Source organism: Methylomonas sp. EFPC1 (genome assembly GCF_016925515.1).
GTDB classification, from domain to species: Bacteria; Pseudomonadota; Gammaproteobacteria; order Methylococcales; family Methylomonadaceae; genus Methylomonas; species Methylomonas defluvii.
This window is the reverse complement of sequence record NZ_CP070494.1, coordinates 2,591,746-2,610,996: the sequence shown is the minus strand read 5'-3', so window position 1 is coordinate 2,610,996 and position 19,251 is coordinate 2,591,746. Positions and strand designations below refer to the sequence as shown.

At 55.0% G+C, this 19,251-nt stretch carries 12 protein-coding genes and 1 pseudogene; 6 read left to right on the top strand and 7 right to left on the bottom strand.

The window, feature by feature from the left end; all coding sequences use genetic code 11:
- Window positions 1-5 precede the first annotated feature (5 nt).
- Window positions 6-3,161, bottom strand: coding sequence for a hypothetical protein (locus tag JWZ98_RS12190; protein WP_205450262.1), 3,156 nt, complete (start codon window positions 3,159-3,161; stop codon window positions 6-8).
- Between the two features lie 514 nt (window positions 3,162-3,675).
- Here JWZ98_RS12190 and JWZ98_RS12185 point away from each other — a divergent pair.
- Window positions 3,676-4,179, top strand: coding sequence for a sigma-70 family RNA polymerase sigma factor (locus JWZ98_RS12185; protein WP_205450261.1), 504 nt, complete (start codon window positions 3,676-3,678; stop codon window positions 4,177-4,179).
- A 6-nt stretch (window positions 4,180-4,185) separates the two neighbouring features.
- Window positions 4,186-5,151, top strand: a complete 966-nt coding sequence (locus JWZ98_RS12180) for a FecR domain-containing protein (protein WP_205450260.1) — start codon at window positions 4,186-4,188, stop codon at window positions 5,149-5,151.
- 27 nt (window positions 5,152-5,178) lie between these two features.
- On the opposite strand, the gene JWZ98_RS12175 is transcribed toward JWZ98_RS12180, so the two are convergent.
- Window positions 5,179-5,568 carry a PIN domain nuclease gene (locus tag JWZ98_RS12175; protein WP_205450259.1) on the bottom strand — a complete coding sequence of 130 codons (390 nt, stop codon included), beginning with the start codon at window positions 5,566-5,568 and terminating at the stop codon, window positions 5,179-5,181.
- Complete coding sequence (locus JWZ98_RS12170) at window positions 5,565-5,759, bottom strand: type II toxin-antitoxin system VapB family antitoxin (RefSeq protein ID WP_033156185.1); 195 nt, start codon at window positions 5,757-5,759, stop codon at window positions 5,565-5,567. The genes JWZ98_RS12175 and JWZ98_RS12170 overlap by 4 nt, the downstream gene beginning before the upstream one ends.
- 265 nt (window positions 5,760-6,024) lie before the next feature.
- Here JWZ98_RS12170 and JWZ98_RS12165 point away from each other — a divergent pair, with 265 nt between their 5' ends.
- Together JWZ98_RS12165 and JWZ98_RS12160 are read left to right on the top strand one after the other, a co-directional pair.
- Window positions 6,025-8,451 (top strand): TonB-dependent receptor, encoded by a 2,427-nt coding sequence (locus tag JWZ98_RS12165; protein ID WP_205450258.1) that lies wholly within the window; start codon window positions 6,025-6,027, stop codon window positions 8,449-8,451.
- A 13-nt stretch (window positions 8,452-8,464) separates the two neighbouring features.
- Window positions 8,465-9,679, top strand: coding sequence for a PepSY-associated TM helix domain-containing protein (locus JWZ98_RS12160; RefSeq protein WP_205450257.1), 1,215 nt, complete (start codon window positions 8,465-8,467; stop codon window positions 9,677-9,679).
- Between the two features lie 365 nt (window positions 9,680-10,044).
- On the opposite strand, the gene JWZ98_RS12155 is transcribed toward JWZ98_RS12160, so the two are convergent.
- The 3 genes from JWZ98_RS12155 to JWZ98_RS12145 are packed head-to-tail and all read right to left on the bottom strand — an operon-like array spanning window position 10,045 to window position 15,959.
- Complete coding sequence (locus tag JWZ98_RS12155) at window positions 10,045-11,520, bottom strand: efflux transporter outer membrane subunit (RefSeq protein WP_205450256.1); 1,476 nt, start codon at window positions 11,518-11,520, stop codon at window positions 10,045-10,047.
- A complete protein-coding gene (locus JWZ98_RS12150; RefSeq protein WP_205450255.1) occupies window positions 11,517-14,708 on the bottom strand; it encodes a multidrug efflux RND transporter permease subunit in 3,192 nt (1,063 codons plus the stop codon). Before JWZ98_RS12150 ends, JWZ98_RS12155 begins: the two co-directional genes overlap by 4 nt.
- 3 nt (window positions 14,709-14,711) lie before the next feature.
- Window positions 14,712-15,959 (bottom strand): efflux RND transporter periplasmic adaptor subunit, encoded by a 1,248-nt coding sequence (locus JWZ98_RS12145; RefSeq protein WP_205450254.1) that lies wholly within the window; start codon window positions 15,957-15,959, stop codon window positions 14,712-14,714.
- A gap of 107 nt (window positions 15,960-16,066) precedes the next feature.
- Here JWZ98_RS12145 and JWZ98_RS12140 point away from each other — a divergent pair, with 107 nt between their 5' ends.
- Window positions 16,067-16,684: a TetR/AcrR family transcriptional regulator gene (locus JWZ98_RS12140; RefSeq protein WP_205450253.1), complete on the top strand. Its 618-nt coding sequence runs from the start codon at window positions 16,067-16,069 to the stop codon at window positions 16,682-16,684.
- A 192-nt stretch (window positions 16,685-16,876) separates the two neighbouring features.
- On the opposite strand, the pseudogene JWZ98_RS23180 reads toward JWZ98_RS12140, so the two are convergent.
- A pseudogene (locus JWZ98_RS23180) lies at window positions 16,877-17,216 on the bottom strand (DDE-type integrase/transposase/recombinase); the annotation flags it as partial.
- 269 nt (window positions 17,217-17,485) lie between these two features.
- On the opposite strand from JWZ98_RS23180, the gene JWZ98_RS12130 reads away from it, so the two are divergent.
- Complete coding sequence (locus JWZ98_RS12130; RefSeq protein ID WP_205450251.1) at window positions 17,486-19,207, top strand: ShlB/FhaC/HecB family hemolysin secretion/activation protein; 1,722 nt, start codon at window positions 17,486-17,488, stop codon at window positions 19,205-19,207.
- Window positions 19,208-19,251 lie beyond the last annotated feature (44 nt).

Sequence of the window (19,251 nt, the reverse complement as noted above, 5' to 3'; positions counted from 1 at the left end):
GGCATTTAGCCCAGTAGTACATCGACCCGGCGAAATTGCCCTAAACGCAACGCTTCTGCAGCCGGGCCAGATACACAGGCCGCAATTACAGTTTGTGTCGTGCCGTCCCGGCCAAATAACTGGTATTGAATTGGTTTGACGGCCTCCTGACCAAAGGTATTCCGGCGTCGCGGATTGAGGTAAACCAACAAGGTCGAGCCGAACAGCGTGCAAGTTGCGCTAGCGGCAGGCAAGGTTTCAGGCTCGACAAACGGCGTGGCAATTTGTGCTTCAGCGGTAAAAAACGCGGCAGCCAACAGCGGTGTCGGTTTAAACGCCAACACGCCATCCGCATACACAAACGGCGCCGGCCCCAGGAATAGATGCGTCCACAAATGCAAAAACTCCACGGTGGCGCCGGATAAACGGGCCACGCAGCCGCGGCCGTGCTGCCGAGCATCAACCGTAAAACCGCTGCTGACCAGAAAACTGGAGGCTTCAATGGGGTTACGTTTGTATGCGACCGGATCGTGAAATGGTAGCAAGAGTGTTTCGAGGTGGGCATAAAACTCATCAATCAAACCAGCCCGCACCATCTCCAGCACAAACTTGTAATGCATGTGTAAAAAGATCGAGCCATTCTCCAGCCAGCCGTAGTTAAAAACCCCGATGCGCCCTAAGTCCAGCGCATTGTCGCCCAAGGGTTCATTGACCCGGTACATGCCCAGTTTGCTATCAAACAACTCGGAGTGTTGGACGGCTTGATAAAGTATCTGCGCCTGTGTCGGATCGGCGATACGTAAGGCATGCACAAAGCCTTCCAGGAATAACGGCAGCGGCTTTTGCTGAAAGCGGGTGACGGCAATGTCCCCGGTATATTGCTCCGCCTCGTACGCAAAATAGGTGACGATCCCCTGGGGCGTGCGGGCTTTGTCGATGGCGGCGTCCAGATAATGGGTTACCAAGCTCAGGAATGCTTGGATTTCGCTTAGTGCCAGAGCCTGTTCGGCACCGGCAAAGCCCATGAATACCTGTTGCCGATACGCTTCTTTCAGCGCGCCGCTTGCCTGCCAGAACAGTTCCGGTGTCAAATCCGTGCGGGTTAACACCTTATGCAACGCCGTCACAAAGTCGGCTAATTCAACGGGGACGGCGCACGCGCCCTCCAATTGGTTCAGCGCGCTAAGGGTAAAATCCACGAGGCGCTTCAACTCGATGGTTTCGTTGACCGACGAACCCAAAATGCCGGGCAAGCCGTTTAGCGCATCGCACCAGCCGGGTCTATCGGCTTCCATCTCGATACCTACGCCGGCAGGGTCGAGCGTCGCCAGCTTATTGGCGACCAGGGTTAGAATCTTCCCCAATAAAGTGGTGTAGACAATCTCGCCGTGGCCGGCTTGCGAACGCACTTGGTAACGGCGCTGCTGTCGCGCATCGATCAATGCCTTTTTCTCCGGGCAATAGCGCACGGCATTGTATTGGCGCACGCCGTCTGCGGTCACTACATACTTTTGCGCGCGCGGCGCTACTTGATGGGTAGGGTCAAAAAAGCTGTAGGTTTTGTCCTGAAATAAATTGGTCAAGCGATCCGGAAAAATCGCCGCGTAACTGATCAATAAATCCACCAAATAGGTCCAGTGATCCGACCAATAGCCGCGGTCGAATTCAGCATCTTCCACTTCTTGGGCGTGGGACAAAACAGTAGTCAGGATGTTTTCCGCATCGTCCGCGGTGCCCAGAGTTTCCACCAGTTCCGCGTACTTAAATTCCTTGTGTAATAAGGGTTCCAATGCAGGGAAACGGGTGTAATACGGCGCAAAATTTGCCGGTGCATCCACGATAAACCGCGAGTTGCGCAAAGCACAAGGGTTATAGCCGTCCGGCTGAATCAAATTGGAAAAATAGCGAATATTCTTGGCATCCAAGGCCGGATCGAAGAACAAGTCCATGCGCCGGTTTTGCAGTACATCGCGAAAATCGCCGTTGCCTTCGGAATAGGGCGTGTCCTGCAATAAAAAGTCGTTGTAATCGCGTTCCAGATCGCCGTGCTTGCGACCAAACAAATACAAATGCGTGCCGCCCGGTACCGGCATGGAAAAGCCGCCGCGTAAGCCGTTGTCCAGATAACATTGTCGGGCGTGAGCATCGAATAACGGCTGGGCGGTGGCGGTGAACGCGCGTTGGCTGATGTCGTTCACCAAGCGCCGGTTGGCTGCGCGTTTGCTCTCAAAATAGTTCGGTTGAGCGGCTTCAATCAGAAATTGATCGAAAATCTCGAGGGAACCGGCATGCCCGTAAACCCCGTAAAACACCCGGCTTTCACCGGGCTGCAAAGACAGCTTAAGATGTTGAAACGCCGCCGGCGTTTGATTGCCGCAGACTTGTTCGGCAAAGTCCAATGGCTGGTCTGAAAAAAACCGCTCTGCTTGCGAAAAGTCGCCGGCCAAACCAAAAATCCGTTCCGGATCGACAATCACGCGCGTATGTTGCCCGTCCAAAACCCCCACAAAGAAATTGCCGGCAACCACTTCTTCCACCTGCGGGCTGTCGGTGGGCCAGACTTTCAAGCGATAAAACGGCCGATTTTCCGCCGCGTCCTCCACCCGCATAAAGGCCTCGGACGTGCGGCTCATGAATTTAAGTATCCATTGATTCATCGCATAAGGCAGCACTTGCGGCAAGCCATCGACGATCTCGAGGTGTAGGGCTTTATCCATGGTGTTGGCAATCTCTACCCGCCGCAGCAACCCGGCAACCGGCGCTTCGGCTAGCGTGAACACGTCGGCGCGCAAACGTAAACCCAGTGGGGGATTGACTTCCTCCACGCCTACTTCATGCGGAGTCACGTAAAGACGTTGCTTCACCTCCAGCCCAGCGCCACGTTGAAACGGCTCGTATGCGCGAGTATGCTGGCCGTCGTTAATTTTCAAAAACGTGCGAAACCCGCGCGACGGCGTCAGCTGATAAGCCTTATCCGCCGGGAAAAACTCTAAAAAAGCCCCGTCCTTATTTCTCACCCCAAAACTGGCGACAGCCTGGCCGCGATTGACGTAAAACACCCAGGCCGGACGTCCATGCATGCCGGTAATCCCCGGCAGAAAGCTGGCGAAGGGTGGGCAGTCGTTATACTGTTCGATGATAAAGCTTTGGTCATCGGCGACGAAATAGCGGGGCTGATTCATGGGGATACCGTTGTTTTCGGGATTGAAAGTACTACAACTCTAGCAAGCGTTTTGCTAAGTGCCAGCATGGTTCCTACGCGGTGACAGTTCGCTTTGAAAAAGAAGGCCAATGTGTGCAGACTGCATGCTTTAACAACCGGCAGAGCGCTTAAAAAATTAAACTGCGTCATATGCCACAAACCAATTCGGTTAAATCCCCGCCTAAGCGGTCTGTTCTGCGCTCATTTATCCAGGCAAGTCGCTGAGCTACAGTTAGTCCCCAGTTAACACCGCGGAAAGCCCTCCTGTAAGCCTTTGAAATAAAATAATAAGCTGGCAAGCGACGCACAGGGGCAGTCAAAGCCCGATATTCGGCCCTAAATTTGCTTCGTTTATAGGTTTTTATATGAAATCGCGCGTCTGAATTGGCCCTTACCCTGATTGTGGCAACCTCCATGAGCACACAACACACTGTCCGCCCCTGTTTATTCTTGATTGGATTCACACTCATTTTGCACGCTGAAGGACATAAATCATGACAGCCACAATAATGCCCGACAAAGTGTTGGCTGAGTTCTACCAAGAGCATCATTCCTGGCTGCTCGGTTGGCTAAACCGCCGCGTTCAGTGCCGCTTGCAGGCCGAAGACCACGCGCACGATACCTTCATGCGCGTCCTTACCGCACAGGATATGCAAGCCATTCGCGAGCCGCGCGCCTATCTGACGACGATTGCCAAAGGCTTGTTGATCAATGATTGGCGCCGCGCTGCTATCGAACAAGCCTACTGGGATTCCGTGGCGGCGTACCCGGAGCCATTGGCGCCATCGCCCGAAGAGCATGCCATCATCCTCGCTACCCTACAGGAAATCGATGCCTTGCTGGACGAACTACCCGCCAAAGTCCGTAGCGCATTCTTGCTGTCGCAACTGGATGGCTTAACTTATGTACAGATAGGGCAACGCTTGGGGGTTTCCGATAGGATGGTGAAAAAATACATGGCCCGAGCGATGTTGCATTGCCTCACCGCCACACTATAAACAATCATGGCTAAACGACATCATCCGGACATTCATCCCCGCATCCTGGCAGAGGCAGCGGAATGGTTTGCGGTATTGGAATCAGGCGCTACCAGTCAAACTGAACAGCAACAATGGCAGGCCTGGCTGGCGTCGCATCCCGCGCATAGGGCGGCTTGGTCTCGGGTGGAATTTTTTACTCATAAATTCGATGGTCTGCCCACGCAAACCGCAGCGGCGGCCTTAGGCTCGCCGGATATGCAGCGCCGTCAGGCTCTTAAAAACTTGGCGATTTTGGCTGCGGTAGGCTTGTCCGGCTTTGAGTTGTGGCGGTCCGATTATCTGAGCGGGTGGCGAGCTGATTACCGAACCGGCATAGGCGCCACGCGCAGCCTTAGCTTGGCGGATGGCAGTCGCATCGAGATGGATGCGGCTAGCGCTATCGACGTAGACTTTTCGACTGACTTGCGCAGAATCCGCCTACTAAGCGGCGAAATTTATATTGAAACCGCAACGGACAGCAACGGCCTGCATCGCCCGTTCGTCGTCGATAGTGCGGAAGGTCGGGTTAGGGCAATTGGTACCCGCTTCAGCGTTCACCAACAACATGAAGAAAGCCAAACCAGTGTTTACGCCGGTGCCGTAGAAATCACCCCAATCGGCCCCGGCGCCAGTCGCCAGACCTTAAGCGCCGGACAGCAAGCCCAGTTTAACGCCCAAGCCATCGCCCCCATTCAAGCCACCGAACTCGATCAACCGGCCTGGACCCAAGGCTTTTTGTTGGCGGACAATCAGCCACTCGGCGAATTTGTGGTGCAACTCAATCGCTATCGCCATGGCTACATCACCTGTGCGCCGGAGATTGCCGAACTGCGCATCGTTGGTGCCTACCCCATTCACGACACCGACCGGATTCTGGCCGAGCTGGAAAAAACCTTGCCGGTCAAAGTCTCGCAAGTGTCGCCGTTGTGGGTGAGGATTGAGCGGCGTTAAGTTTTGCGCTGGCGGCCCATGGCTGTCTCAGATAACCTGCAAGCCCAAAAACTGTTGGAATGGCAGAAAATCCTTATCCGAATGCAACAATGGCATCTGCTTTTCAATGCAGAAAGTCGCAATCAGGGTGTCGATGGTTTTACGAATGGTGATACCTTGCTTGCGTAGACTTCTAAAGTTTTCCACACTCTTTAAACTAATCTCCCTACCAAGCATGGTGTGCATGGGCAAAGCACATAACATCGCTTTTGCGGTTTGGTAATCCTGATCGTTGCGAAAACCCTGCAACACTTCCATCAAAACCAAATCACCCGTGCAGACAGGCTTTACACCTAGCAAACCGTCCAGTTTTTGGGTAGCGATGGTTTCCGTGCCGTTGAAATAATCGATCCAAACGCTGGAATCGACCAAAATCACCGCTCAGCCCGCATTTGATCTAAATCGCCTTCCCACTTTAATTGACCTTTCATTTTTTTGATGGCTTCCTGCTGCTTTAGCATCAATAAAGTTTTTAAGCCCTGTTCGACCGCTTCGCGCTTGGTTTTAATGCCTGTCACGCTTAAAACATCGGCCATTAGCGCTTCATCAATCATGATATTGGTCCGCATCGGAATCTCCGTGTGTATGATTTTTGAAAATCATACATCACAACTAGCGATTTGTCTCCGCCCATACTATTTACCAGGCAAACCGCGCAGTTGAACAATGATGCACGGAGAAGCCTATAAAAAGCATAGGTTAGTAACTATTTGATTATTAAAAACATAAAAAAATAATTGCAAATAATCGAAAAAAATTCACCTTTGCGGTTCCCTTTTTCGCGTTTCGATTGGCAAGTGAATTGAAACCTAAACAAACCAAGGGAGTGACCCCATGTCCAAGCGAAAACCCAAGTACCGCATCGACAAAACCAGCAGCAGCGTGCAACAGGCCATGACCGGGTTGGTGCTGGCAACCTCGCTGGCGGCCATGCCCGCGCTTGCCGCCGAACCCGCCGGTACCGAGCGCAGCTATCACATCAGCAGTGGCACCTTGAGCCATGCGCTAAGCCAGTTTGCCGGCAACGCCGGGATTATGCTTTCGGCAGATGCCCGATTGACCGACGGCAAAACTAGCCAGGGTCTGGACGGAGAATTTACCGTGGAGCAGGGCTTGCGGAAGTTGTTGGTGGGAACTGGCTTGACCTACACGTTTACGGCGGGTGATGCGGTGGCGATTAAAGTGGCGGAAGCGCCTGCTGACGTATCGACATTGCCGGCGGTGAAGGTGGAGGGAAAGGCGGTTTATGATTCGGCTGATCCTTATAACCCGGATTACAATCGGAGAAACGCTTCAACTGCAACTAAAATCGACACGGCACTGATGGAAACTCCGATGTCCGTACAGGTGATTCCGCAAGCAGTCATTCGCGATCAACAAGCCTTCCGTTTGCAGGATGCCTTGAAAAACGTTAGCGGCGTGCAGCAAAAGTCTTCGAATGGCGGCACCACCGGTGGTGCCGATGCGTACGTGGTGCGCGGCTTTGAATTGGGCTTTAGAAGCAACTACTATCGCAACGGCATCCGCATGCAAAAAAGCAGCGCCGACTTTGCCAACCTGGACCGGGTTGAAGTCGTCAAAGGTCCGGCTTCCGGCTTGTACGGTCGTATCGAAGCCGGCGGTTTGATCAACGTGGTGACCAAAAAGCCCTTGGCCGACCCTTACTATTCGATCGAACAACGCTTTGGTTCCTACGATTATTACCGCACCGAAGCCACCGCCACTGGTCCGGTCACTGACGACAAATCGCTGGCCTACCGCTTGGACATGTCGTATCTCGATAGCAATTCGTTTCGGGACAACGTCTTTAACGACCGGATATTTTTCGCCCCCAGTCTGAGCTGGAAGCCTACGGATCGCACCGAGCTGAATCTTTCGGTGGAATACCTGGACGACGAAAAAACGTACGACTCGGGATTGCCGGTGACCGGCAACCGGGTCGCGCCGGCGCCGATTTCTCGAACCTTCGCCCAGCAAGGGCTGGCGGACAAGGACTCCTACTGGTTGGTCGATTTCAATTGGTCGCACAGCTTCAACGATAACTGGAAGATCAGAAACGGTATGGTCATTGTCGAAGGTGACGCCAATTTGCAAGAAACCTATGCCGACGGCAAGGCGGCGGTAAACGGCGATACGCCGCGCGGCGCCTGGTTTGGCGGTTTGGGGTACGATACTCAAACCGTGTATCTGGATTTGACCGGCAAATTCAATACCTTTGGCATAGACCACAACATGCTGATCGGTGGCGATTATTACCATCAGCGCACGCGCGACCAAGCGACGGCGCGTGCTCTGGATACGGTCAACATTTTCCAGAGCATGCCCTTGTTTGATGTACAAGCCGCCATGCAGCCACCATTTGGTTATAGCGCTATCGAAGACAATGAGTGGTTTGGGGTTTATGGTCAGGACGAGATCACGTTGTGGGATAAACTCCATGTCATGGGCGGTTTGCGTTACGACATCTCGACTTACGGCTACGGCTATTCCGATCAGAATTTGGCGCTGGCCGGTGCCGCTTACGACGATATTGAGGAAAACAATTTAAGCCCGCGCGTCGGTATTCTCTACGAGGCGAGCGACTGGTTGTCGTTGTACGGCCATTATGTCGAGTCCTTCGGTGCTAACAACGGCCGGCAGGCGTCCGGCAAGCCGTTTGCGCCGCAGACTTCCGAGGAATTCGAGGGCGGTATCAAGACCTCGTTCTTCGACGGCAAGTTAACCAGCACTCTGGCTTACTACCATTTGACCAAGCAAAACGTACTGACGCCCGATCCGGTGACGCCAAACCTCAGCGTTGCCATCGGTGAAGCGCGCAGCCAGGGCTTGGAATGGGATGTCAGCGGCCAGTTGACCAATGCACTGAGCATGATCGGTACCTACGCCTATACCGATACCGAAATTACCAAGGACAACTCCGGCGTTCAGGGCAACCGTTTACCTTACGCGCCACTACATTCCGGTAGTTTGTGGATGAAGTACGATTTTCAACAGGATTTCCTAAAGGGCTTCAGCGTCGGCGCCGGTATCTATGCCGCCGGTTTGCGCTACGGCGACCGGGACAACAGCTTTTATGACGACGCATATGCCCGCCTGGATTTAATGGCGGCTTATCGTATGAATATCGGCAAGACCCGCCTGACTGCCCAGGTCAACATCAACAACGTGTCTTCGACCCAGTATTACATTCAACGCGCAACTTGGTCAAATAACCCGGCGGAACCGCTGATGGCTTTTGGTTCGATTCGTTTGGAATATTGAGTGAGGGAAGTGGATGGCCAACACCGCCTCGCTGATTATCCCCGCCGCTGGGAACTTAACTAAGCTAAAACGCCGCCGCAAATTCTGGCTGCAAATTCATTTGTGGTTGGGCTTGCTGGCCGGGTCGGTTTTATTGATCGCCGGCCTGACCGGTAGCATCATTACCTTCTGGCAGGAGCTGGATGCGGTGTTGAACCCGGCCTTGCATCAGGTTTCGGCGGCGGCAGGGGGCGTAGCGTCTTACCGGCCGCTGGACGAAATCATAGCCGCCGCTGATAGTGCCATGCCGACCGACGCCAAGCGTGGTTATATTTATTACCCTCGCCACGCCGAACAAGCCTTCTGGCTGTTTTACGAGCAGCCGGCCGGCGGCGAGGCACGTCAGCATACCTGGAACGCCTTCGTCGACCCTTACACGGCCCGAGTCACGGGCATCCGCTTGTGGGAGCATGCGGACGATTTATTAGCCGGCAGTCTGATCGGTTTTGTATTCAAGCTGCATTATGCCTTACTGCTGGATTGGGACAACGGCAGCTGGATCGTCGGTACCGTCGCCATTTTGAGTGCCATTTCAGTAATGACCGGTTTGATTTTGTGGTGGCCGTTGACCGGACGCTGGCGCAGCGCGTTGACAATCAAACCGCGGGCCAGTGTCGAGCGTTTCAACCACGATCTGCACAAAGCCCTGGGTTTTTACAGCGGCTTGATTCTGTTCGGGGTGTTGCTGTCCGGGGTGTATTTCAATTTCGGCGAGCCATTTCGCTGGCTGGTCGATTGCTTCTCGCCAACCAAGCCGCTGGAACAGTTCCATTCCGTCGCTCGCCCTGCCCCTAAGCCCCTCTCGGCAGAACAAGCCTTGACTCTGGCCGACCAAGCCACGCCGGCCGGCCAGTGGTATTGGCTGAAACTGCCCGATGCTGCCGATGGGACGTTCATTTTTACCAAACACGTCGATTTTGGCGGTGTGTTTCGCGGCCGTTGGCAAATAGTCTTAGACCAATCCGACGGGAAAATTCTGCATGTTGCCACGCCCTTGTCCGGCGGGGCCGGCAACGTGTTTTTACAGTGGCAGTGGCCGTTGCATTCCGGCCAGTTCCTGCGCCTACCGGGCCGTGTGCTGGTATTGGCCGGCGGGCTGGTTTGCGCGGCGCTGTTCGTCACCGGTTTGATTCGCTGGCTACAAAAGCGAAGGGCTGCAAAACAAGTGCGTATTCGAAAGCCTAACTAAACTTGTCGCAGGGCCGTAGGGGTGAGGCAAGAACCCCAACATGATGGCCTATCCCAATATTGATGGTCTAAAAGTGATCAATATTGGGATAGGCCATCATGTTGGGGTGGTTTTATGGTTGTCGTGTTGCGGTTGGTGCCTCACCCCAACGATAAACTCAGGGCGAACGGTTTTTGATACGGATCAGCGCTAATTGGCATGCGTAGGTTTTGACAGCGTTACACAAAGTAGCCGGCTAATTGCTTGGTCTCTCGTCTTCGGATTGGCTATGCGGGTGGAGGCGGGATAAAAAACGCCCCTGCCAACAAACTTGGTAGAGGCGGCGCGACAATCGCTAGAGGGTTAACTATTGTAATCTTAGAAAACTATTGGATAAGACTCGTCTCCAACTTACCCGCTGTCTCGGGCGGCTCCAGCCAACCGCCGCCCAAAGCCTTATAAACAGCGGTCAACGCGGTAGCGGTAGCGGTTTCGCTTTGCGCCAGCTGGCTTTGATCCTGCAACAACCGCAATTCGCTGTCCAGCACCGTCAGAAAATCCGCTATGCCTTCCTGATAGCGCAGATGCGCCAATTCCGAGGCTTTTTCGCTGGCCTGCGCCGCCGCCAGCAAAGAGCTGCGGCGGGCGCGCTCTTGGCGATAGTTGACCAGGGCGTTTTCGGTTTCTTCCAGGGCGTTGAGTACGGTTTGTTCATACTGCGCGAGGCTGGCTTCGGCGCGGGCGTCGGCGGCTTTGATACGGGCGTAGACCCGGCCCAAGTCAAACGCCGCCCAACTGATTTTTGGGCCGACAGAATACGATTCTGATCCGGGTGCCACGATGCCAGATAGGGTGCTGGCTTCCAGCGAAAGACTGCCGACGAAAGTGACGCGAGGAAATAGATCGGCAGTGGCAACGCCGATTCTGGCGGTGGCGGCGGCCAAACTGCGTTCGGCGACGCGAATATCCGGCCGGCGGCGCAGGAGTTGCTCCGGGTTGCCGATTTGGATGGCATCCGGCGCTTTCGGTAAGGGTGCTGACTGCACCAAGGTTGTGGTCAAGGCGTCCGGCATTTGCCCGGTTAATACGCTGAGTCTATGGATGGCTTGCGCTATCGCGCTTTCCAAACGCGGAATAGTCGCTTTGGTGCTTTCCAATTGCGCCAGTGCTCTGGAAGTGTCTAACTCGGTGCCGCGACCGTTCTCCAGTTTCACTTGGGTCAGTTCCAGGGTTTGGGCCTGGTTGTCGGCATTTTTCCGGGCGACGGCCAACTGGTTTTGCAGGCCGCGCAATTCAAAATAATTCCGGGCTGCTTCGGCAATTAGACTGATGCCGATGTCGCGCAAACTGGCTTCTTGCGCTTCGACTTCGTCGTTGCTGGCCTCGACGTTGCGCCGCACCCGGCCGAAGAAATCGATTTCCCAAGAGGCATCGAAACCGGTGTTGTACAGCTTCAATTCGCGTGGAAAAACCCCGGTGCGGTTATTGAATGAACCGGTACTGCGTTTCTGCTCGGTGTAATTGGCGTGCGAGGTGACCGTCGGTAACAGATTCAGCCCGGTTTCCAGATACAAGGCCCGCGCTTCAGCCAGATTGGCGCGGGCGGCTTTCAACTCGAAGTTGTGGTTGATGGTGTTGTCGATTAACCCGCTTAATTGGGGATCGTTGAACAATTTCCACCACTGCTCCTCTATGCCGCGCTCGGAAAATTCGGCCGGTTGGGCGTTAGCAAAACTCGCCGGCAACTCGGCAGTAGCCGGGATTTCGTAATCCGGGCCGACCGCGCAGCCGCTCAACAGCACGCCGATCAAGCCCGCAGCACTGAGCGGGTGATGCCGGGGTTTGGATGGACGCTGACTCATTTGTGTGCCTCGATTGCCGGTTGATGAGTAGTTAAATCGGTGGTTGCGGGTCGCAGGCGCTGGGCGATGGCTTGCACCACCACATAAAACACCGGCGTTAGTAATAAGCCGAACACGGTGACGCCTATCATGCCGCTAAACACTGCGGTGCCCAGCAGGCGCCGGGATTCGGCGCCGGCACCTTGGGCAATCACCAAAGGGAACACGCCCATGATGAAAGCGAACGAGGTCATCAAAATCGGCCGCAAGCGTATGCGTGATGCTTCCACGGCGGCGTCAAAACGGTTCAGGCCACTTTCTTGCCGTTGTTTGGCAAACTCGACGATCAAAATAGCGTTCTTACTCGCCAGCCCCACCAGAACGATGAAGCCGATTTGCGTGAAGATGTTGTTGTCCATATGGCTCAGCCACACCCCGGTCATCGACGACAAAATACACATCGGTACGATCAAAATCACCGCAAACGGCAAGGACCAGCTTTCGTATTGTGCGGCCAGGGCCAGGAACACAAAAATTACGCTGAGTGGAAACACCAACATCGCTACATTGCCGGCCAATACCTGTTGCAAGCTCAGTTCGGTCCATTCGAAATCAAAGCCCGGCGGCAATTCGGCGGATAGCAGTTTGCTCATGGTATCGATGGCCTGGCCGGAACTGATGCCGGGCAGGGTGCCGCCGTTGATTTCCGCGGCCGGGTACATGTTGTAGCGGGTGATTTTGTCCGGCCCGGCGATTTCTTTCACCTCGCTGACCGCGCCCAAGGGCACCATACCACCTTGGCGGTTTTTGGTTTTTAATTGGTCAATATCACCCGGTAGCATCCTGAATGGCGCATCGGATTGCGCGGTGACTTGGTAAGTGCGGCCGAAGGCATTGAAGTCGTTGACGTATAAGGAGCCCAGATAAATTTGCAAGGTGTCGAAGACATCTTTCAACGGTACATCCATCGCCTTGACCCGGGTTCTATCCACGTCCACAAACAACTGTGGCACGCCGGATCTAAACGTGCTGAACAGACCCACCAAGCCGGGCTGTTGATTACCCTTGCCCAGCATTTCATTGGTAACGCGCTGCAATTCGTCCACGCCGGCGTTGTTTCTGTCCTCAATTTGCAGTTTAAAACCGCCGACAGAACTCATGCCGCGAATCGGCGGTGGCGCGAATACGGCGATGCGGGCGTTGGGGATCACGCTCAGGCGCTGAGTAAGTGTTTTGACGATCTCGTCGGCGTGCAATTCTGGGTGGCCGGCCCGGTCGGTAAATTCACCTAAGCGCGCGAACATGGTGGCCACATTGGACTGATTAGCCCCGCTTAACACCGACCAGCCGGCGTAGGCGTTGACGTGCTGCACGCCTTGGGTATCCAAAATGATCTTGCTGGCTTGCTGTACCACGTCCTGGGTGCGGGCCAGGGAAGCGGCGTCAGGCAATTGCGCGTACAAAACCAGATAGCCTTGGTCCTGTTGCGGAATAAAACCGGTCGGTACTTTCTCAAATGCCAGGAAATTCAAGCCGTTCAGGCCGACATACAGCACCAGAACGACAGCGGTGACGCGGATCAAACGGCCGACCAAGCGCGAATAGCCCAGGCTGAAACGCTCGAAAAAGCGGTTAAACGCGCCGAAAAACCAGCCGAACAGCTTGTCGAATATTTTGGTGAAAGCGTCTTTATTGTCGTGAGCGCGGTCCAGCAGCAAGGCGCATAATGCCGGGCTTAGGGTCAAGGAGTTAAACGCCGAAATCACGGTGGACACCGCAATGGTCAAGGCAAACTGTTTATAAAACGCGCCCGATACGCCGGTGATAAACGCCGTGGGCACGAATACCGCCACCAACACCAATGCCGTGGCGACCACCGGTCCCACCACCTCGGACATGGCCAAGCGTGTGGCTTCGCGAGCATGCAGGCCTTCGGCGATATGCCGCTCGACGTTTTCCACCACCACGATGGCGTCGTCCACGACGATGCCGATAGCCAGCACCAAGCCGAAAAGCGACAGGGTGTTTAAGGAAATCCCCAAGGCTGACATTACCGCAAAGGTGCCGATCAACGAAACTGGCACCGCCAGCAGCGGGATTACTGCCGCGCGCCAGTTTTGCAGGAACACTATCACCACCAAGACGACCAGCAGCAAAGCTTCGAATAGGGTCTCGACCACCGCGTCTATCGATTGCTCCACGAAGACCACTGTGTCGTACACCAGTTTGTAATCCAGGCCTTCCGGGAAACGGGTCTTCAGTTTTTCCATCGCCGCCATCACCGCATTTTTTGTGTCGATGGCATTGGAACCGGGTAGTTGGAAAATTGCCAGGCCGACCGTTTCGTCGCCGTCCAAATACAAGCCGGAATTGTAATCCTTGGCGCCCAGTTCGATGCGCGCCACGTCTCTCAAGCGGGTGACTTGGCCGTTTTCGCCTTGCTTGATGACGATCTCACCAAATTGCTCGGGGGTGCTGAGGCGGCCCAGCGTGCTGACGGTGTATTGGTATTCGGCGCTGTTCGGCGAGGGTTGCTGACCGACCACGCCGGCCGCCACTTGCACGTTTTGCTCGCGCACTGCGGTCACCACTTCGGCGGCGGTCAGGTTGCGGGCGGCGATGGTTTGCGGATTCAGCCACAGGCGCATGCTGTAATCGCGGGCGCCGAATAGCAGAATATCGCCCACGCCGGGCAAACGCGCCAAGGTGTCGCGGATTTGCAGCAGTGCGTAGTTACTCATATAGACGCTGTCGTAGCGTTTGTCCGGCGAAACCAGGTTAACCACCAGACTTAAATCCGGGCTGCGCTTTTTCACGCTCAAACCTTGCCGGCGCACTTCTTCCGGCAACTTAGGTTCGGCCAGTGCCACCCGGTTTTGCACCAAAACCTGGGCTTTATCCAGATTGGCACCGGGCTTGAAGGTGACGGTCAAGGACATCGCGCCGCTATTGGTGGACTGCGACGACATATATAGCATGTCTTCCACACCGTTCACTTCCTGCTCGATCGGCGTTGCTACCGTTTCCGCGACTACTTTGGCATTGGCGCCGGGATAGTTGGTGCTGACCACGACCGTGGGCGGAGCGATTTCGGGATATTGGGCAATCGGCAGGCCGATTAAGGCCAGACCGCCGACCAACACGATCACAATCGACAACACCGCCGCGAAGATCGGCCGGTCGATAAAAAAATGACTGAATTTATCCATAGCTTATTGCACTCCCGGCACGGCTAAGGTGATGCGCTCCGGATTGACTTTGGCGCCGGGTTTGAGTTTTTGCACGCCTTCCACTACCACCCAATCACCGGCTTGCACGCCGCTGCGGATCACTCGCAACTCGCCGATGCGCGAGCCTGGGGTAACTTGACGGTACTCGGCTTGGTTGTCCTGGTTGATGACCCAGACAAACCGCTGCGCCTGATCGGTGGCGACGGCGCGGTCGGGCACTAACAGGGCAGGGTACGATGCCGAGGCTTGCACCCTCAACCGCGCAAAAAAGCCGGGGCTGAGCAATTCGTCCGGATTGGCGAACACGCCGCGCAAGCTCAGCGTGCCGGTAGCGGCATCCTCGCGCGGGGCGATGTAATCCAGTTTGCCTTGATGCGGAAAATCGGTTTCGTCGGCAACCGCCAGTTGCACCGGCGTGCCTTTCAAATCGGCGGCACTTTGGCCGTGTTGCTGGGCATGCCGACGATAACGCAATACCGATTGTTCGTCGGCATCGACGTAAACGTATACCGGATCGATGGAAACAATATTGGTCAGCATAGTGTCGTCGGCTTTGACCAAGTTGCCGGCGGTGATCATCTCGCGGCCGACTCGTCCGTTGATTGGCGCGCGGATTTCGGTGTATTCCAGATTTAATTTTGCGGTGTAGACGTTGGCTTCCGCAGATTCGACCGCAGCAGCAGCTTCGCGCAAGCCTTTGGTGCGCATGTCGTATTCTTCCGCGGAAATCGCTTTGGCTTTGAACAGGTTTTCGGCGCGGCTCAAATCGTTTTTCGCTAGCTCGCGTTTGGTTTTGGCGCGCTCCAGTTCGGCTTGCGCGTAATTAAGCTGGGCTTTCAGCGGTTTAGGGTCTATCTGAAACAGCAAGTCGCCTTTCTTGACTTTGGCACCGGCGGTGAAATTGACGGAGTCTAAATAACCGCCGACGCGGGCGCGAATGTCCACCGAGTTGATCGCTTCGATCCGGCCAGTGTATTCGTCCCATTCGGTGGTTTCCCGGCTCAGTGGCTGCGCGATTTTCACATTGGGCGGCGGTGGCGCAGCTACTGGGTCGGCAGGGGTTACAGCATCGCCACAGCCAGCCACAGCCAGTTGCAGGATGACGCCGGCCACGCCGAGTTTTAACCCACTCCGCAACGCTTGGCGATGCATTTGCCCTGGAAAATTAGCCGCAACCGGCGATGAATGGGTCTGTTTGTCTGCAAGCGTCATGCGCGCGTTTTTTGCCATTGCCGTACTGCCTAAATCGTCGGTTAACTGAAAATGGTAATATCTATTACCGTTTAGTCTAGGTTATCATCTTCACCCAAGTCAATTCATTTCGCGAATCACACAGCATGGTCAAATGTGGACGTCCCTGTAAGGGCGATGAGCAGCAAAGTCGGGATCGATTACTCGATGCGGCGTTGCAACTTTTCCTGGAGAACGGTTACGGCAACCTGAGTATGGAAACTATCGCCCGCGATGCGCAGGTATCGCTGCGTACGATCTATAGCCAATTCGGTGGCAAGGCCGGTTTGTTCGGCGCATTGATCAGGCGTTGCAGCGATCAATTTATCGGTAGCCTGTCCGACGATTGCGAATTGGAGGAGGCGTTGACGAATTTTGCCCGGCAGTTTTTGTTTCGTATTACCCGTCCGGATGTATTGCGGATGCGGGCGATATTGATCGGGGAATCGCCGCGTTTCCCTGATCTGGCGACACAGTTTTATGAACAAGGACCACGCCGGACTCTGGGATTGTTAGCGCAGTTTTTTATGCGTCAGCAACAGGCCGGCTTGATCACCGAAATGGACCCGTATTTCCTTGCCGACCAATTCATCAGCGCCGTACGTGGCGAACGCTTACAGCGGTTACAGTTGGGTTTGGAGCCTACTCCCGACGAAATGGAGATAGACGCTTGGGTGCGTCAGTCTGTTGGCTTGTTTTTGCAGGGGTGTCGGGTAGCCCGTTAACGCATTTCATGTGCTAGGCAAGCGGCATCCGTCAGAACTCGCCGTCAATCCATTGGCAACGGGGTTCCCACTTTCCCTGCGGTGACACTCATTTAGGCCAGGTTGTAGTGGTCTACTTTGTTCGGACACCGAGATAGGTTGTTGGTCTGCCATTTTCATCTCATAGCCATTCAGCGGCAAGGAGCCCGATGACGCATGCAAGCGCCGATTGTTGTAGAAGTTAAGGATATAGTCGGTCACGTCGCGGATGGCCTCGGCGTGGTTGGCATATTGGCTACCTTGGTCGGAGTGCACGATCACGCCCGGCGGTGGTCTGCGCTGAGCAATGGCAATCCGGAAGGCCGTGTAAACCGATTCCGCCGGCATGTTGAGCGCGCCATAACCGAGCCGACGATTTTGCGCGAATACAAGTCCAACACGACCGCCAGCTTATACCCAAGGGCATAAGCAGCTAACCGCTCCGGGTCCGCAGGTAAGTGATGTCCGAGACCCAGGCCCGGTTAGCGCCGGTCTGCTCAAACCGGCGATCCAACTGACGCGCCCGAATTAAAGTTTGAGATTTTTTGCGTTCGACTAATTTTTTTTATCGACTATATTATTTCCATACCGTTTTTGGGGTCTGATCGGATTCGATACTCTCCGGCCCCTGAGCCAAACGGTTATGACCGAACGGCTATACTGTACGGGCACACCAATCCGCATCGGGTAACCAAAGATAGGCCAGGGCAGTCGTTATTTGCCTCGCGGCCTAAATAAAGCGGACAGGCGACCATTTCCATTCATGTCAGCAATTGAAATCGTATGCAACCGACCCTAAGAAATCGCAAACTCATCCGGATTCGGCTCAGTGCCGCTGCCTTAGCTTTCCTAATCAGTTGTCTGGCTGCCGGACAAGCGGCTGAAGTGGTTCCCGAGGCGGGGTCGATTCTACGAAATATCAAACCCGAACCGATTTTGCCTGGCGACTCGAAAGTCCCGTTCGAAATTTCGGAGCAACCGGCGCCTGCCGGTGAAGGCGACATCCGTATCCAAGTCAAGGGTTGGAAAATCAGCGGCACCGAGTTGATTGGCGAAGCTGAACTCCAGGCATTTCTGAAAGACCATATCGGCAAGGACTTGAGCTTGGCCGAACTGCGCAAAATCACTCGCGATATTGCGGAGTATTACCAGCAACGTGGCTTTTTCGCCCGCGCGGTATTGCCCGCTCAGCAAATTCGCGACGGCATCGTCGAAATTCTGATCCGCGAAGCCAAATTAGGCAAAGTCGAGGTCGACGACCCGGCCGCCACCTACCGAAACGACATTCCTCGACAAACCATGTTGGCGGCTCAGCCGGCAGGGGAGGCTTTGCGATTGGCCGATATGCAACGCGGCATCCTCCTGCTGAACGATCTGAGCGGCGGCACCATTTCTTCCACCTTGAAGGCCGGCGAAAGAGCCGGCGAATCCGACCTGCTGCTGAAAATCGACCCCAGCAATTTAATCAGCGGCTCTGTAGATTACAGCAATACCGGCGTGCGCTCGGTCGGCATGAACCAATTCGGCGGATCGCTAAACCTGAATAATCCCTTGCGCCTCGGCGATCTGGCCTCGTTACGCGTTCAAGGCGGCAGCGGTAACGTTTATGGCCGAGTTGCTTATTCGCTGCCGGTAGGCTACTCGGGGTTGCGGATTGGCCTGGCCGCGTCCGCGCTGGACTATACCCTAGGCGAACCCTTTCAGTCGTTGGACGCCCAAGGCTCGGCGTGGACCGGCGGCACCTTCGCAACCTATCCGTTGCTTCGCGGTGTGAGCACGAATCTTTACGTTGTCAGCGGTTTCGATGATCGCCACTACTACAATACCAGCCTTGGTAGCGTGGTCAGCGACAAGGAAGTGCAAAGCGGTTACCTCGGCCTGAGCGGCGATCATCAGGACGACTGGCTAGGCAGCGCGGTAACGCTATTTGGCGCAACAATGGTGGCCGGCAACCTGGATTTGTCAGGAAGCCTGGTCGACCAAACTCAAAACCGGGCCACAGCCCGCGCCGGTGGTGCCTATCAAAAGTTCTCACTTAACGCCTCCCGTCTACAAAGCCTGACCGACAAATTACGCTTCTATGCCGGCGTCAGCGGACAACTGGCCACTAAAAATCTGGATTCTTCCGAAAAGTTCAGTCTGGGTGGCCCCTTCGGCATCAGAGCTTATCCAGTCAACGAGGCCTTGGGCGACGAAGGCTATCTGATGAATTTCGAACTACGGTACGAGGTTTACGAGCATGTTGAGTTGGTCGGCTTCATCGACCATGGCGGTATAACGCTGCACAACGAACTATGGCCGAATGCCACCGAAGGCGGCCCTAACCATTACACGCTCAGCGGCGGCGGCGTCGGAATCAACTGGGTGGTACCCGGCAATTTCATCATCCGCGGCAGCGTCGCCCAACGCATAGGCGCCAACCCAGCCCGCTCGGGAGACGGCAACGATTCGGACGGTACTTACAAAGCGCCTCATTTTTGGGTCAGCTTGAGCAAAGCGTTTTAAACGTCTTCAGTTTCCATTTTTCCTCCAACTCAACCGGCGACACC

Coding starts and splice junctions, on each gene's coding strand:
- JWZ98_RS12150 (WP_205450255.1), bottom strand. CDS start 14,708: ATGGATAAATTCAGTCATTTTTTTATCGACCGGCCGATCTTCGCGGCG.
- JWZ98_RS12180 (WP_205450260.1), top strand. CDS start 4,186: ATGGCTAAACGACATCATCCGGACATTCATCCCCGCATCCTGGCAGAG.
- JWZ98_RS12165 (WP_205450258.1), top strand. CDS start 6,025: ATGTCCAAGCGAAAACCCAAGTACCGCATCGACAAAACCAGCAGCAGC.
- JWZ98_RS12160 (WP_205450257.1), top strand. CDS start 8,465: ATGGCCAACACCGCCTCGCTGATTATCCCCGCCGCTGGGAACTTAACT.
- JWZ98_RS12185 (WP_205450261.1), top strand. CDS start 3,676: ATGACAGCCACAATAATGCCCGACAAAGTGTTGGCTGAGTTCTACCAA.
- JWZ98_RS12170 (WP_033156185.1), bottom strand. CDS start 5,759: ATGCGGACCAATATCATGATTGATGAAGCGCTAATGGCCGATGTTTTA.
- JWZ98_RS12130 (WP_205450251.1), top strand. CDS start 17,486: ATGCAACCGACCCTAAGAAATCGCAAACTCATCCGGATTCGGCTCAGT.
- JWZ98_RS12140 (WP_205450253.1), top strand. CDS start 16,067: ATGGTCAAATGTGGACGTCCCTGTAAGGGCGATGAGCAGCAAAGTCGG.
- JWZ98_RS12155 (WP_205450256.1), bottom strand. CDS start 11,520: ATGAGTCAGCGTCCATCCAAACCCCGGCATCACCCGCTCAGTGCTGCG.
- JWZ98_RS12145 (WP_205450254.1), bottom strand. CDS start 15,959: ATGGCAAAAAACGCGCGCATGACGCTTGCAGACAAACAGACCCATTCA.
- JWZ98_RS12190 (WP_205450262.1), bottom strand. CDS start 3,161: ATGAATCAGCCCCGCTATTTCGTCGCCGATGACCAAAGCTTTATCATC.